The following is a 14206-nucleotide window of genomic DNA, read 5'->3' on the forward strand; positions in this document are numbered from 1 at the left end:
GGTCCGCCGCATTCTTCAGTCGATCAGCGGGATCAGCTTATCAAGGCTGGCCTTGGCATCGCCGTAAAACATCCGTGTGTTCTCTTTGAAGAACAGCGGGTTTTCGATCCCTGAATAGCCCGTCCCCTGCCCGCGTTTGGACACGAAAACCGTTTTAGCCTTCCAGCATTCCAGCACCGGCATACCGGCAATGGGGCTGTTGGGATCGTCCTGTGCGGCCGGGTTCACGATGTCGTTGGAACCGATCACAATGGCAACGTCCGTCTTGGGGAAATCATCGTTGATCTCGTCCATTTCCATCACGATGTCATAAGGTACCTTTGCCTCGGCCAAGAGCACGTTCATGTGACCGGGAAGACGCCCGGCAACGGGGTGAATGGCGAACCGCACATTTTTGCCCCGTGCACGCAGTTTCTTGACCAACTCGCTGACCGCCTGCTGCGCCTGCGCCACCGCCATGCCGTAACCCGGAATGATGATAACCGATTCAGCATCGTTCAACGCTGCAGCGACACCATCCGCTTCGATGGCGATCTGTTCCCCTTCGACTTCCATCTGCGGGCCTTTTGTCCCGCCAAAGCCGCCAAGGATCACGTTGATGAACTTGCGGTTCATCGCCTTGCACATGATGTAGCTGAGGATCGCACCAGACGAGCCAACCAGCGCACCGGTAACAATCAGCAAATCGTTGCCAAGCGTGAAACCAATCGCCGCCGCCGCCCAGCCTGAATAGCTGTTGAGCATCGAGACGACGACGGGCATGTCCGCGCCACCAATACCAAGGATCAGATGCCAGCCGATAAAACCGGCAATCAACGTGACCAGCACCATCGTCCAGATGCCAGAACCGTTAAAGTACATCACGCCCAGGATCAGCGCGACGATCAAGGCTGCGGCATTGAGCATGTGACCGCCCGGCAGTTGCGTTGGTTTCCCATCGACCTTGCCCGCCAGTTTGCCAAAGGCAATGACCGACCCTGTGAAGGTCACTGCACCAATAAAGATGCCCAGGAACACTTCAACTTTGAGGATCGCAATTTCCACTGCATCCTTTTTCCAGAGCTTTTCACCAAAGCCCGTGAGATCCGCGTCATAGATCGACAAGCCGCTGTCGCGCATCGCCACCACAGAGCCCAGCATCAGATCAGCATTCAAGCCGATAAAGACCGCCGCGAGGCCCACGAAGGAATGCAGCGCCGCCACCAGCTGTGGCATATCTGTCATTTGCACGCGGCCTGCCACATAGTGACCGGCATAGCCGCCCGCAGCGATGGCGATGAGGATCAGCAGAACGTTGCTGACACCGGGGCCAAAGACCGTGGCAAAGATCGCTACACCCATGCCGACGATGCCGTACCAAACAGCGCGCTTGGCGCTTTCTTGATTGCTCAACCCACCAAGGCTGAGAATGAAAAGTACCGATGCCGCGATATAGGCGGCAGATGTAATTCCGAGTGAGAACATGGAACCCTACCCCCTTAAGATTTCTGGAACATGGCAAGCATCCGACGCGTGACGAGGAACCCGCCCACCACGTTGATAGATGCAATCAGGATCGAGATGAAACTGAGCAGGATCACCAGGAAACTGCCAGACCCCACCTGCAACAACGCACCAATGATCACGATGCCGGAAATGGCGTTTGTCACCGCCATAAGCGGAGTGTGCAGCGCATGGCTGACGTTCCAGATCACTTGAAAGCCGATGAAACAGGCCAGCGCAAACACGATAAAGTGTTGCATAAAGCTGGCCGGTGCGAAGGCACCGATCAACAGCATCACAGCACCGCCAACGGCCAGCAAAGTGACCTGAGATTTGGTTGCCGCCTTGAACGCTGCCGTCTCTGCCGCTTTCTTTTCATCCGGCGTCATCTCTTTGGCGGCGGGTTTTTTCGGCTGGGCTGCGATGGCCGCCACCTTTGGGGGCGGCGGCGGGAATGTGACGGCATTGTCATGCGCAATGGTCGCACCCCGGATCACGTCGTCTTCCATGTTGTGATTGATCACACCGTCTTTTTCCGGCGTAAGATCGGTCATCAGATGGCGGATGTTGGTGGCATAAAGCGTCGAAGCCTGCGCCGCCATCCGGCTGGGGAAGTCCGTATAGCCGATGATCGTCACGCCGTTCTTGGTGACGATCTTTTCGTCCATCACGGTCAGCTTACAGTTGCCGCCCTTTTCCGCCGCCAGATCGACGATCACCGATCCCGGCTTCATCGCCGCAACCATATCTTCGGTCCACAATTCAGGCGCTTCGCGGTTCGGGATCAGCGCCGTTGTGATGACAATATCAACTTCAGGGGCCAATTCGCGGAACTTGGCAAGCTGTGCCTCGCGGAATTCGGGGGACGACACCGAAGCATACCCACCAGAAGCGGAGCCATCTGCCTGTTCTTCTTCAAAATCGAGGTACACAAATTCGGCACCCATCGATTCAACCTGCTCGGCCACTTCGGGGCGCACGTCAAACGCCAGTGTGATGGCACCAAGCGATGTCGATGTGCCGATCGCAGCCAAACCAGCGACGCCGCCGCCCACGACAAGCACTTTTGCGGGCGGCATTTTACCCGCCGCAGTGATTTGCCCGGTAAAGAAACGACCAAAGTTATTGCCCGCCTCGATCACAGCCCGGTAGCCCGCGATATTCGCCATGGAGCTAAGCGCGTCCATCTTCTGGGCCCGGCTGATACGGGGGATCATCTCCATCGCAACCACGGTGACACCTTTGTCGGCAGCCTGCTTCATCTCTTTTTCATTGGCGACAGGGCTGAAGAACGAGATCAGCGTCTGTCCCTCGCGAAGTCTTTTCATTTCTGCGGCATCCGGCGCGCGAACCTTGGCAACCACATCAGCGGCTTTCCAAAGGGCCGCCGCAGTTTTCACAACCTCAACGCCCGCCGCCTTGTAGGACGCATCATCGAACCCTGCCGCAGCACCCGCGCCCGCCTCGATCACACACTCATGACCCAGCTTTTGCAGTTGCTGCGCTGAGTCTGGCGTCATTGCAACCCGGGCTTCGCCCTCAAAAATCTCTTTTGGTGTTCCGATCTTCAATTCAGAATTCCCCGCATCGATCTGATCGTGTCCCCCGTGGCACGATTTTCCTATCCAGCGATAACGTGCCACGTCGTTTTTCACAAGACACGGGGACAGCATGTGAGGCACTTAGCCAACAATAAAAAAGGCTGGAACCCATGGATTCCAGCCTTTTTACTTCTTTGATTTGGGCAGCCCCTTAAAGACCGGGGAAAACCCGCGTAAAGCCGCGTTGTTCGAATGTCGCCCCACGCTCGGCACCGAATACGAATTTGCCGCCAAGCCCGACAAAGGGTTCGGTGCCAGATAGACCACCGCTACTGGCCTTGGCTGTGCCAAGCTCCACATATAGGTTGACGTTGGGTGCCACGTCCCGGTCCAATTTGACCGCCAATTTGGAAAAGTCCGACCCGGCAGCGTCAACGTAATCGTACGACCCTGTCACGCCCAGCGCGGTTGCAAATTCATACCGCGCCATAACACCCAGCATGTCGCCATCCGAAGTGGCCCCATCAACCCGTGCGAGATAGCCTTCAAATTCGAATTGTCCTGCTTCATGACCAGCCTCGATGCCGTAAATATCCGCATCACCGCCCCCATTGGCGTTTTCGTTGGCATAGAACGCACCAAACGATGTCGCGTCATTCACATGATAGATGCCGTGCAAACCCAAGGTGGTGGTGTTCAGCCCCGTGATGTTGAAGTCACTGTATCCCAAATCGACCTGCGCGCTGATGTTCCTGTTAAAACCCAGCTCAACTGACCCGTCGATGCCAACCCGGCTGACGCTCGTGTCTTCGGTGAACGCGGAATAGGACAGCCCAATGGAGCCACCCGTGACTTCGACCGCATGCGCGGCCTGCATCCACAGGGAAGTTGCGCCGAAAACGGCGAGCGGAAGGATTTTCATTTTTACTGCTCCAATACGGGTTTTTAAAACTGGCCCTGTTTTCAGGTTGCCGTGATGGACATGCTATCTTTCTCAAATCAAAAGAACAATCTGGAATTGTGCCCGCCGCATCAGATTGTCGTTAAAGAGCAGCAAGATTGCGATAAAGCGCGTCTCCAGCACCTGAAAACGATCTCTTGCACCTTGGCCCGCTAAGGGCCAGCATCAGGCCATTCAAAGGGAGGCTATGTATGTATCTGCAAGGCAAACACGCGCTTGTCACCGGCGGCGGGACCGGCATCGGTCTGGCCATCGCGCAGGATCTTGCGGCCAAAGGCGCGCAGGTGACAATCACCGGGCGGCGTCAGGCGGTCCTGGATGAGGTCGCCACCGACGGGATATCCGGCTTGACGATGGATGTGCGGGATGAGCAAAGCGTCACTGACGCCATTGCTGCCGCGGTCGCGGCCCGGGGTCCGGTTCAGATATGCATCGCCAACGCGGGCATCGCCGAAGGTAAATCCCTGCACAAGACCGACATGGCGTTCTGGCGCAACATGATGGCAACCAATCTGGATGGGGCGTTTCTGACCATCCGTGAAAGCCTGAAAACCATGCGCCAGACCGATTGGGGCCGGGTCATTGGCGTGTCTTCCATGGCAGGATTACGGGGCCTGCCGGGGGCCGCCTGCTATTCTGCGTCAAAGCACGGGATGATCGGGCTGATCCGGTCGCTGAGCGAGGATTACATGGGGTCTGCTTTTACGTTTAACGCGCTCTGCCCCGGTTATGTGGACACCCCCATCGTGACACGCAACACAACCTCTATCGCTGAACGTGCCGGTGTGACCGAAGACAAGGCCCGCGACATGATGATCAAGGCCAACCGCCACCAGCGCCTGATTGAACCCAGCGAAGTTGCCGCCGCCGCCGCGTGGTTGATCGGACCCGGATCAGGCAGCATCAATGGCCAATGCATCGAGATTGCGGGCGGGCAGATGTGACGTCATGAGGGGCGGCACCTGTGGCATCCGTTAAATGCGCGTTAACCACCCAGACCCTACCTTCGTGCTCATGTCAGACCAAATTCCCAGACGCTGCCCCGGTGGCACCTTCTTTTTCACGATCCGCCTTGCGGACCGCAGCAGTGACCTGCTGATCCGGCACATTGCGCACCTGCGCACCGCCATGCGCGAAACAAAGCTGCGCCATGCCTTCCAGATCGACGCAATCTGCGTATTGCCCTCTGTGATCCACACAATCTGGACCTTGCCAGAGGGCGAAACCGGCTATGCGAATCGCATCCGCATGTTCAAATCCAGGTTTTCACGCAGCCAGCCGATGCCTGCCCATCGCACCCTGCATCAAATCCAACGTGGTGAAAAAGGCATCTGGCAACGTCGCCATTGGGAACATCAGATCAACGACAGCCTGGACTTTGCCCGCCACCGCGATCTGGTCTATCTCAGCCCGGTCCACGCGGGTCTTTGTGAAACTCCGCAAGACTGGCCCCACACGTCACTGCACCGAGATATGGCCACCGGGGTTCGGGCACCCGACCCGATCGGCTACGGTGCAGCACGATTGAACCATATGCCGCCTCCTCCCCATCGCTACCGCGACGATATTCAGCGCGCCATGTGACGTATGCGCCACCGCTATGGCAATCAGACAGCTTTGAGCGCAGGCACGTCAGTCTTTGCCGTCCATCCGCGAACCGCATCGCCAAAACGCTCAAACAGGGGGCGTGACACCGGATCATTTGCCGCATCCCATTCAGGATGCCATTGCACCGCCAGCGTAAAGCCCAGAGCACCTTTGACATAAATCGCTTCTGGCGTGCCGTCCTCGGCGTGCCCGTCAACCACGATGCGCATCCCCGGTTCTTTGATACCCTGCCCGTGCAGCGTATTGGTGCGCACGATCTGCGCGCCCATGACATCATGAAACACGCCCCCCTGCGCAAAGGTCACATCATGGCGCAGCTCAAATTTCTCTTCCAGCGACCCATCGGGGGGCATCCGGTGGTTCATCCGGCCCGGCAGATCGCGAATTTCGGGATAGAGCGTGCCACCCATGGCGACATTCACCTCCTGAAAGCCGCGGCAAATTCCCAAGAACGGCTGTCCCCGCTCGACGCAGGCGCGCACCAGCGGCAATGCAATGGCATCACGCGCCCGGTCAAATTCACCATGGGCTGCGGTTTCGGCCTCGCCGTATTCTTCGGGATGCACATTGGGTCGCCCGCCGGTCAGCAAGAAACCGTCGCAGATGTCCAGCAACTCGGCCACGCTCACGTGGCGCGGATCGCTGGGAATGATCAGGGGAACACAACCTGACACTTCGGATATTGCATCCGAATTCATCTGCCCGCCAGCATGAACGGGATATTGGTCATTCAAAAGATATGAATTTCCAATAATTCCGACGATAGGTCGCGCCATAACTCACCTTATCCCAGTCTTTTTGGCAGATGATACGCTCAGAAATCTGCCACCTCAACCGGGCAACGCTTAAATCTCTCCGATGACACCCGCCGCCTCGATGCCCGCCATGGCCGCAATCGCGTCATTGCCCGACGTATCGCCCGTCACACCCACGGCACCAATGACCTGGTTTTTCTTATCGCGCAGTAACACGCCCCCCGGCACCGGGATCACCTGGCCACCAAAAACACCGTTAACGGCGGCCATGAAATACGCCTGTTCATCAGCGCGCTTCATCTGGGCGGTGCCGGCCATGCCAAGCATGACCGCACCGTATGCCTTGCCATGGGCAATCGCAAAACGACCGGGAGACGCCCCATCTTCGCGCTCAAACGCCTGCACATGGCCGCCTGCGTCCAGCACCACAACAGACAGAGGTTTCAGCTCCATCTCGCGGCCTTTCTTCAAGGTATTCCGGATAATCGTGCGGGCTTTGTTGAGCGATAGTGCCATGAAAATTTCCTTTATGTCCCTGTTGATATTCTGCGCGTCGAAGGCGTGGGGCAAGAGGCCCTCACACCCACATGGTCAGGCAAGCGTCAGCCCGCTGCGGCTTTCAGTTCAAGACGCCGCGCGTGCAAAACAGGCTCAGTGTATCCCGACGGCTGCTCGCGCCCCTTGAGAACCAGATCACAGGCCGCCTGAAACGCGATGCCGTCAAATCCCGGTGCCATTGGCGTATAAAGCGGATCACCGGCATTCTGGCGGTCCACAACTGCGGCCATCTTTTTCAGTCCGGCCAGTACTTGGTCTTCGCTGATCACACCATGATGCAACCAGTTTGCCAATGCCTGCGCCGAAATGCGGCATGTTGCGCGGTCCTCCATCAGTGCAACATCATGGATGTCGGGCACCTTGGAACACCCCACACCCTGATCAATCCAGCGCACCACATATCCCAGAATGCCTTGGGCGTTATTTTCAATCTCGCGGGTAATTTCGGCCTCAGAAAGGTTGCGTCCGGCCATCACCGGTATCGTCAGCAGATCCGCCAATGTGCCACGCGCACCGCCCTCTTTGATCTCTTCCTGACGGGCCAGCACGTCAACCTGGTGGTAATGCGTGGCGTGCAATGTGGCCGCGGTTGGTGACGGCACCCAGGCGCAATTGGCACCAGATTTTGGGTGGCCGATCTTTGTTTTCAGCATATCTTCCATAAGGTCGGGCATCGCCCACATGCCTTTGCCGATCTGCGCCCGCCCCTGCAACCCGCAGGCAAGGCCGATATCGACATTGCGATCCTCATAGGCTGCAATCCACGCGGTGTTCTTCATGTCGCCTTTCGGCACCATCGGTCCGGCTTCCATAGAGGTATGAATTTCATCCCCCGTCCGGTCCAGAAACCCTGTGTTGATAAAGGCGACCCGGTGCTTTGCGGCGCGAATGCATTCAGCCAGATTGGCCGAGGTGCGCCGTTCTTCGTCCATGATACCCAGCTTGACCGTGTTCTGTGGCAGGCCCAATGCGGTCTCAACATGCGTGAATATCTCGTCAGCAAAGGCGACCTCTTCGGGACCATGCATTTTCGGTTTGACGACATAGACGCTGCCGGTGACCGAATTGCCGCCCTCGCGCTGCAGATCGTGCATCGCAATCAGTGTGGTGATCATCGCATCCATCAGGCCTTCGCCCACTTCCGCCCCATCGCGGTCCAGCACCGCCGGATTGGTCATCAAATGCCCGACATTTCGGATCAACATCAACGACCGCCCCTTAAGCGTCACCGCGTCACCGTCCGGTCCTTCATAGACGCGATCGGTGTTCATCACCCGCGTCAGGGTTTTTCCGCCCTTTTCAAAGGTTTCCGTCAGATCGCCTTTCATGAGGCCCAACCAGTTGCTATAGGCCACAACTTTGTCTTCGGCATCGACGGCTGCAACGCTGTCTTCGCAATCCATGATCGTGGACATCGCCGATTCCAGCGTGATGTCTGAGACATGCGCAGGATCGTCCTTGCCAATCGGATGATCTGAGTTCACATGAATATCGATGTGCAGCCCATTGTTTTTCAACAAGATACTTGTCGGTGCCTCGGCAGCGCCCTGAAACCCTACAAACTGTGATGAGACAGCAAGCGGAACACCGTCCCCCACGGCGGCAATCAATTTGCCATCCTCAATGCGGTATCCTTCGGCAGACACATGCGACCCGACGGCGAGCGGTGCCACCTCGTCCAGAAATGCCTTTGCCTTTGCAACGACCCGCAAACCCCGCGCCGCATCATACCCTTTGCCGCTCGGCAGATCGCCCAGCGCATCAGTCCCATAAAGCGCATCATAAAGGCTGCCCCAACGGGCGTTCGCCGCATTCAGCGCAAACCGGGCATTTGTGATCGGAACAACAAGCTGTGGTCCCGGCACCTGTGCAATCTCGGGATCGACATTTTCGGTTTCAATCTCGAACGCCGGTCCTTCGGGGATCAGATAGCCGATCTCACGCAGAAACGCGGTATAGCTTTCCGCATCATGATCCTGACCTCTGTGCTGCACGTGCCAGCTGTCGACCTGCTTTTGAATGTATTCACGTTTGGCCAGCAGAGCGAGATTTTTGGGGCCGAGCTCATGGACAAGTCTGGAAAACTGCGTCCAAAAGACGTCTGCGGCGACGCCCGTCCCGGGAAGGGCCTTTTTCTCTAGGAAATCAACAAGCTGCAGATCAACCTGCAAGCCATCTTTATCAACTCTTGTCATTATTCGCCCCTCAGACATCTCGTAAAAGCCAGCCTTAGCGAAGGCTTACCCAGAAAATTTTGGATGATCAAGCATAACTGGTAAAAACTTATTACCAATTTTCGCATGTAAGGTGAATTGGACTGCTCAGCATTGCCGCCACTGTCACTGGTACAAAAAAGAAAGTGCGGCGGCCAATGGCCCCGCACCTTTCTTTCAATCATCGCAATATGCTTAGTTGCCGACAGTCGTATCCACAGTCGGTGTGCTCTCGATCACCGCTTCGGTCTCTGCCTCGTCACTTTGTAGGACGGTGTAGAACACCAGACCAATAAGCATCAGGGCAGCGAAAACGATCACACCCTTCATCCCCAGTAGCGGGGCCTTGTGACGGTCTTTTTGCTTTTCAACGTTCGTATCGGGAGCTGACATATTCTTCTCCTATCTCGTGTTTCATTCAGTTGGGAACCCTGCTTGCGGGTCCATTGCTACGGACATAACGTATGGCCAACAAGTTCGTTCCAAGTTGAGGTTCCGCGATGCGTGATGCTGCCCCCCATACCATTTATCTGGCCGATTATTCCCCATTTGGCTTCGTAGTGGACGATGTCAAGCTGACCTTTGATCTGGACCCCCATCACACCCGCGTCAAAAGCCGCATCGCGTTTCGCCCCAATCCCGATGCCAAGGACAACACGTTCTTTCTGCACGGTGAAATGCTCAAACTCATCAGTGCGGCCATTGATGGCGCACCTGTCACCCCCACGCTCACCGATGCGGGGCTGACCTGCCCCGTGCCGAACGCGCCGTTCATCTGGGAGGCCGAGGTTGAGATTGACCCAAAAGGCAACACAGCACTTGAGGGGCTTTATATGTCGAACGGCATGTATTGCACTCAATGTGAGGCCGAAGGATTTCGCAAGATCACCTATTACCCCGACCGCCCCGATGTGATGGCGACCTTTGGCGTCACCATCAACGGCCCGCATCCTGTGTTGCTGTCCAACGGCAATCTCGCGGTCTCTGACATTCACCATGCCGAATGGCATGACCCATGGCCCAAACCGGCCTATCTCTTTGCGCTGGTGGCCGGCGAACTGGTCGCCCACTCCGATCATTTCACCACCATGAACGGGCGCGAGGTTGAACTGAACCTCTATGTCCGCCCCGGTGACGAGGGCAAATGCGCTTTTGGCATGGAAGCGCTGAAAGCGTCGATGAAATGGGACGAGGATGTCTATGGCCGCGAATACGATCTGGCGCTTTTCAATATCGTGGCTGTGGATGATTTCAACATGGGCGCGATGGAGAACAAGGGGCTGAACGTTTTCAACTCCTCTGCTGTGCTGGCCTCGCCCGAAACCTCGACCGACACGAATTTTGAACGGATCGAGGCGATCATCGCGCATGAATATTTCCACAACTGGACCGGCAACCGCATCACCTGCCGTGATTGGTTTCAGTTGTGTCTAAAGGAAGGCCTGACTGTTTTCCGCGACAGTCAGTTCACCTCGGACATGCGATCAGCCCCGGTCAAGCGCATCTCGGATGTCATCGATCTGCGCGGGCGTCAGTTTGCCGAAGATCAAGGCCCACTGGCGCACCCTGTCCGGCCAGAAAGTTTTCAGGAGATCAATAACTTCTACACGGCCACCGTTTATGAAAAAGGGGCCGAAGTGATTGGCATGCTCAAACGGTTGGTCGGGGATAAGGCTTATGCAAAGGCGCTTGACCTCTATTTCGACCGCCATGATGGCGATGCAGCCACGATCGAGGACTGGCTCAAGGTATTTGAGGACACCACGGGTCGTGACCTTACACAATTCAAACGCTGGTATTCGCAGGCCGGAACGCCACGGCTTTCTGTCAAAGAAAGCTTTGAGAACGGCACACTGACGCTGGCGTTCACGCAGTCCACACCGGCCAGCACAGCAACGCCCGATCCGCAGCCGTATGTCATTCCAATTTCCGTGGGTCTTATTGCGAAAGATGGCAGTGAAGTCGTACCAACAGATATTCTGGAGATGACAAAAGCCGAGCAGAGCTTCACTTTTGACGGGTTGGACGCCGCCCCAGTTGCATCGATCCTGCGCGGCTTTTCCGCGCCTGTTGTACTGGATCAGCCACTTAGCGACGCGGACCGGGCACATCTGCTTGCCCATGACACGGACCCCTTCAACCGCTGGGAACAGGGGCGCACACTGGCCCGGCAGGCGCTTCTGGCGATCATCCGAACAGGTGCTGCGCCTGCCGACCGTTACCTTGACGGGCTGCGTAATGTCGTGACCGATGGCACGCTCGATCCTGCCTACCGCGCGCTGATGCTGGGGCTGCCCAGCCAGTCTGACCTTGCCACAGCCCTTCACGATTCAGGCGAAACGCCAGATCCGGCGGCAATCTACGATGCGCTCGAAAGCCTGCGAGACATCATCGCCCGCCATTTGGGTGATGACTTGCGCATTCTCTATGACGCGCATCAAGTTGAGGAAACCTATCGCCCCGATGCAGAACAATCGGGCAAACGGGCGCTGGCAGGGGCCATGCTCAGCTTGATCTCTCGTCGCGAGGGCGCGGAACTGGCAGCGCAGCAATACAAAGCTGCCGATAATATGACACTACAACTCTCCGCGCTCGGCTGCGCGCTGCGCGCGGGCCAGGGCGACGGGCTGTTGCAGGCGTTCGAGACGCAATGGAAGGACGACCGGCTGGTCATGGACAAATGGTTCGGCCTGCAGGTGCTTGAAGCGGACCCCCAGGACGCCGCTCATGTTGCTGATGCCCTGACCCGGCACCCCGATTTCAACTGGAAGAACCCGAACCGGTTCCGCGCCGTTCTGGGCGCGCTGTCCATGCATCATGCCGGGTTCCACCACGCGAGCGGCAAGGGCTATACCCTGATGGCCGACTGGCTGATCCGGCTTGATCCGGTGAACCCGCAAACCACAGCGCGCATGTGTTCGGCATTTCAGACATGGGCACGTTATGATGCTGACCGACAGGCAAAGATCGCAGCGCAACTGGACCGCATCCTTGCAACGTCTGAGCTAAGCCCCGACACTACTGAAATGCTGACCCGCATCAGGGGCGCGTAGACCATGCCGTTTCTCATTGCCCTGATCGGCATCGCCATCACCGCCTATATTTGGATGAACCGCGTCAAACGGGGTACCGAAATTGCCGGAGAATTGATGGATGCCGCCGGTGACGTGAAAAACGCCGCACGCCGCTTTGGGTTTCGCCGCCGGGCCAACCAGCACCCGGTTGAGGGCATTGACGATCCCAAACTCGCCATCGGCGGGCTTGCGGTCGCTTTTCTTGAGATGGACGACCTGCCGACAACAGATGCGCGGGCCCAGATGGATATCTCAATGCGCAAGCATTTGAACCTTGATGCAGATACAGCGCAGGAAATTGCCATTCTGGGCCGCTGGTTTGTCGAGGAATGCCACGGGCCGGTTCAGGCGTTTCCCCGTCTGGCGAAAAAGCTGCACAAAATGGATGGCGCATCTTATTTCGATGATCTGATGGCAATTCTGAACGACATGACCCACACCAGCGCAGGCGGTCCAAGCACCCGGCAAACCAAAGCGCTAAGCGATCTGGCACGGGTCTTTCGGCTGAAATGACGGCACCCTTTGTTTTTGACCAACAGGCGCGCAGCCGCAAAACCCTGCTGATTGTGGTCAGCATCTGGGTGGCACTCGTGGCTGCTTGGATCTGGTTGGATGCGGCACTGTGGATCGTGGCTTTTCTGGCGGCCTTCACCCTGCCCGCCGTCTCTGACCTGATCCGCAATCCGCTCAGCGGGCTTACGCTGAACAACCAGACCCTCAGTTGGTTTTCCGGCCGCCGAAACGGAACGCTGGAACTGTCCGAGATTGATCACATTCGCCTTGATACGCGGCTCGATTTTTCGGTGCGGGTCACGGCAGTGTTGACCACAGGGCGCAAGATCAGGTTGCCATTTGAATCGACCCCGCCACATCAGGCATTCCAGAACGCGTTGGAAGCCCGCGGGGTCAAAACCCAGAGGCACCATTTTCAGTTGTTGCAATGATAAAGGATTACGGGCGTTCTTTGGGTCGGGTTGCATTGACGGGTTTGCAGTAATTCTGCCCGCGCAACCACCCTGCCATGTCCCGACGCTTGGCTGCACTGCGCATCGGTCCCCAATCGGCGGCAACACCACGCCCGCCCCGGCCATAGATCACCCCGTCCCGCGGCACGGTTACAGCCATGATACGCACGGCACAGCTTAAATTTGCGGCACCATTCTTGAGCGCCTGGCCCGATCCGACGTTGCATTTATACCCCCGCGCAGTGCCCGGCAGAATTTGCAATAATCCATACCAGCGGCCACCGCCGCCCACGGCCCAGGGCTTGTAGGTACTTTCGTGTTTGGCCAAAGCGGACAGGAACCCAACCCAGAACGCACCGCGCGTCTGATCTGTGGCGGTCTTGTATGCAGGACACCACGTTTCAATATCACCGGGCACCAGATCAACCAAAGGCTTACCATGCGCCTTGAGCGCAGAAAGGGCAGCGCGCGTCCAAACCTCATGTCCGCCCATGTGTTGCCACCTTGTGCGCGGTAAATAACTGCTGCGTGCCGGGGGGCGGACATCCGTGTAAAATCTTGGCACCTGGACAGTCAGGTCAGCGGGGGCATCGCTTCGTGACGCCAATGTCAGAGGGTGGTCCGGCGACATCAAAAAGGTCCTTTTTCCAGCCAGCGCGACATCATCCACGCCAACGGTCGATTTGGCCAATTCGCCAGACTCAGACACAATCAGGGGTTGTGATATTTGCACATGATTCCCGGACAAGCGAACGCTTCTTGGCGTTTCCGCAGCAACCGACGCCGCCAACAAAGCCAGCGCGCCCCCCCAAAGAACATGTTTCATCACCCATGATTTAAACGCTCTTATGGGAATTTTGCAAGCAATTCACGCAAACACCCGCATGTGGCGAAACAAAGCGATACGCAATTTTGATTCGCTCAGCTTATTGAACCATTCGCGCCGAGAATGCGGCATTCATTTGTTATTGCACGTTAAAGGTGTACTAAAATCGCGATATTACCGTGCCTGCGCCACCGTTACGCCCCAATGGACCCGCATATTCTCG

General features: G+C 57.1%; 13 protein-coding genes. 5 read left to right on the top strand and 8 right to left on the bottom strand.

The annotated features are described in order from the left end of the window. Positions 1 to 15 precede the first annotated feature (15 nt). The 3 genes from C1J02_RS13680 to C1J02_RS13690 all read right to left on the bottom strand — a co-directional run bounded on the left by C1J02_RS13680 (position 16) and on the right by C1J02_RS13690 (position 3945). On the bottom strand, positions 16 to 1464 hold the full coding sequence (locus C1J02_RS13680; protein ID WP_114879074.1) for an NAD(P)(+) transhydrogenase (Re/Si-specific) subunit beta: 1449 nt from the start codon (positions 1462 to 1464) through the stop codon (positions 16 to 18). 14 nt (positions 1465 to 1478) lie between these two features. Further along, a complete protein-coding gene (locus C1J02_RS13685; protein WP_114880581.1) occupies positions 1479 to 3053 on the bottom strand; it encodes a Re/Si-specific NAD(P)(+) transhydrogenase subunit alpha in 1575 nt (524 codons plus the stop codon). Between the two features lie 181 nt (positions 3054 to 3234). Then, complete coding sequence (locus C1J02_RS13690) at positions 3235 to 3945, bottom strand: porin (RefSeq protein WP_114879075.1); 711 nt, start codon at positions 3943 to 3945, stop codon at positions 3235 to 3237. 230 nt (positions 3946 to 4175) lie between these two features. On the opposite strand from C1J02_RS13690, the gene C1J02_RS13695 reads away from it, so the two are divergent. Next, positions 4176 to 4928 carry an SDR family NAD(P)-dependent oxidoreductase gene (locus C1J02_RS13695; protein WP_114879076.1) on the top strand — a complete coding sequence of 251 codons (753 nt, stop codon included), beginning with the start codon at positions 4176 to 4178 and terminating at the stop codon, positions 4926 to 4928. A 34-nt stretch (positions 4929 to 4962) separates the two neighbouring features. Next, the gene (locus C1J02_RS13700; RefSeq protein ID WP_205389809.1) at positions 4963 to 5568 is read left to right on the top strand and encodes a transposase; all 606 of its coding nucleotides are present in this window, start codon (positions 4963 to 4965) and stop codon (positions 5566 to 5568) included. Positions 5569 to 5591: 23 nt separating this feature from the next. On the opposite strand, the gene C1J02_RS13705 is transcribed toward C1J02_RS13700, so the two are convergent. The 4 genes from C1J02_RS13705 to C1J02_RS13720 all read right to left on the bottom strand — a co-directional run bounded on the left by C1J02_RS13705 (position 5592) and on the right by C1J02_RS13720 (position 9511). Then, positions 5592 to 6368 carry a gamma-glutamyl-gamma-aminobutyrate hydrolase family protein gene (locus C1J02_RS13705; protein WP_114879078.1) on the bottom strand — a complete coding sequence of 259 codons (777 nt, stop codon included), beginning with the start codon at positions 6366 to 6368 and terminating at the stop codon, positions 5592 to 5594. A 69-nt stretch (positions 6369 to 6437) separates the two neighbouring features. Next, the gene (locus C1J02_RS13710) at positions 6438 to 6863 is read right to left on the bottom strand and encodes a heme-binding protein (protein ID WP_114879079.1); all 426 of its coding nucleotides are present in this window, start codon (positions 6861 to 6863) and stop codon (positions 6438 to 6440) included. 86 nt (positions 6864 to 6949) lie between these two features. Further along, positions 6950 to 9100: a malate synthase G gene (locus C1J02_RS13715; RefSeq protein WP_205389810.1), complete on the bottom strand. Its 2151-nt coding sequence runs from the start codon at positions 9098 to 9100 to the stop codon at positions 6950 to 6952. A 213-nt stretch (positions 9101 to 9313) separates the two neighbouring features. Beyond that, entirely contained in the window at positions 9314 to 9511 is a 198-nt protein-coding gene (locus C1J02_RS13720; RefSeq protein WP_114879080.1) for a hypothetical protein, read from the bottom strand. Between the two features lie 107 nt (positions 9512 to 9618). Between C1J02_RS13720 and pepN the strand changes: the two genes are divergently transcribed. Genes pepN through C1J02_RS13735 form a run of 3 tightly spaced genes read left to right on the top strand, consistent with a single transcriptional unit; the run spans position 9619 to position 13136 of the window. Continuing rightward, complete coding sequence (pepN, locus tag C1J02_RS13725; RefSeq protein WP_114879081.1) at positions 9619 to 12171, top strand: aminopeptidase N; 2553 nt, start codon at positions 9619 to 9621, stop codon at positions 12169 to 12171. Positions 12172 to 12174: 3 nt separating this feature from the next. Continuing rightward, positions 12175 to 12705 carry a hypothetical protein gene (locus C1J02_RS13730; protein ID WP_114879082.1) on the top strand — a complete coding sequence of 177 codons (531 nt, stop codon included), beginning with the start codon at positions 12175 to 12177 and terminating at the stop codon, positions 12703 to 12705. Continuing rightward, positions 12702 to 13136, top strand: a complete 435-nt coding sequence (locus C1J02_RS13735; RefSeq protein WP_114879083.1) for a hypothetical protein — start codon at positions 12702 to 12704, stop codon at positions 13134 to 13136. Before C1J02_RS13730 ends, C1J02_RS13735 begins: the two co-directional genes overlap by 4 nt. Before the next feature lie 7 nt (positions 13137 to 13143). On the opposite strand, the gene C1J02_RS13740 is transcribed toward C1J02_RS13735, so the two are convergent. Beyond that, positions 13144 to 13734: a transglycosylase SLT domain-containing protein gene (locus C1J02_RS13740; RefSeq protein WP_254693288.1), complete on the bottom strand. Its 591-nt coding sequence runs from the start codon at positions 13732 to 13734 to the stop codon at positions 13144 to 13146. Positions 13735 to 14206 lie beyond the last annotated feature (472 nt).

This window comes from Sulfitobacter sp. SK011 (assembly GCF_003352065.1).
GTDB lineage: Bacteria > Pseudomonadota > Alphaproteobacteria > Rhodobacterales > Rhodobacteraceae > Sulfitobacter.

Coding starts and splice junctions, on each gene's coding strand:
- C1J02_RS13730 (WP_114879082.1), top strand. CDS start 12,175: ATGCCGTTTCTCATTGCCCTGATCGGCATCGCCATCACCGCCTATATT.
- C1J02_RS13690 (WP_114879075.1), bottom strand. CDS start 3,945: ATGAAAATCCTTCCGCTCGCCGTTTTCGGCGCAACTTCCCTGTGGATG.
- C1J02_RS13705 (WP_114879078.1), bottom strand. CDS start 6,368: ATGGCGCGACCTATCGTCGGAATTATTGGAAATTCATATCTTTTGAAT.
- pepN (WP_114879081.1), top strand. CDS start 9,619: ATGCGTGATGCTGCCCCCCATACCATTTATCTGGCCGATTATTCCCCA.
- C1J02_RS13720 (WP_114879080.1), bottom strand. CDS start 9,511: ATGTCAGCTCCCGATACGAACGTTGAAAAGCAAAAAGACCGTCACAAG.
- C1J02_RS13735 (WP_114879083.1), top strand. CDS start 12,702: ATGACGGCACCCTTTGTTTTTGACCAACAGGCGCGCAGCCGCAAAACC.
- C1J02_RS13680 (WP_114879074.1), bottom strand. CDS start 1,464: ATGTTCTCACTCGGAATTACATCTGCCGCCTATATCGCGGCATCGGTA.
- C1J02_RS13710 (WP_114879079.1), bottom strand. CDS start 6,863: ATGGCACTATCGCTCAACAAAGCCCGCACGATTATCCGGAATACCTTG.
- C1J02_RS13700 (WP_205389809.1), top strand. CDS start 4,963: ATGCGCGTTAACCACCCAGACCCTACCTTCGTGCTCATGTCAGACCAA.
- C1J02_RS13715 (WP_205389810.1), bottom strand. CDS start 9,100: ATGACAAGAGTTGATAAAGATGGCTTGCAGGTTGATCTGCAGCTTGTT.
- C1J02_RS13695 (WP_114879076.1), top strand. CDS start 4,176: ATGTATCTGCAAGGCAAACACGCGCTTGTCACCGGCGGCGGGACCGGC.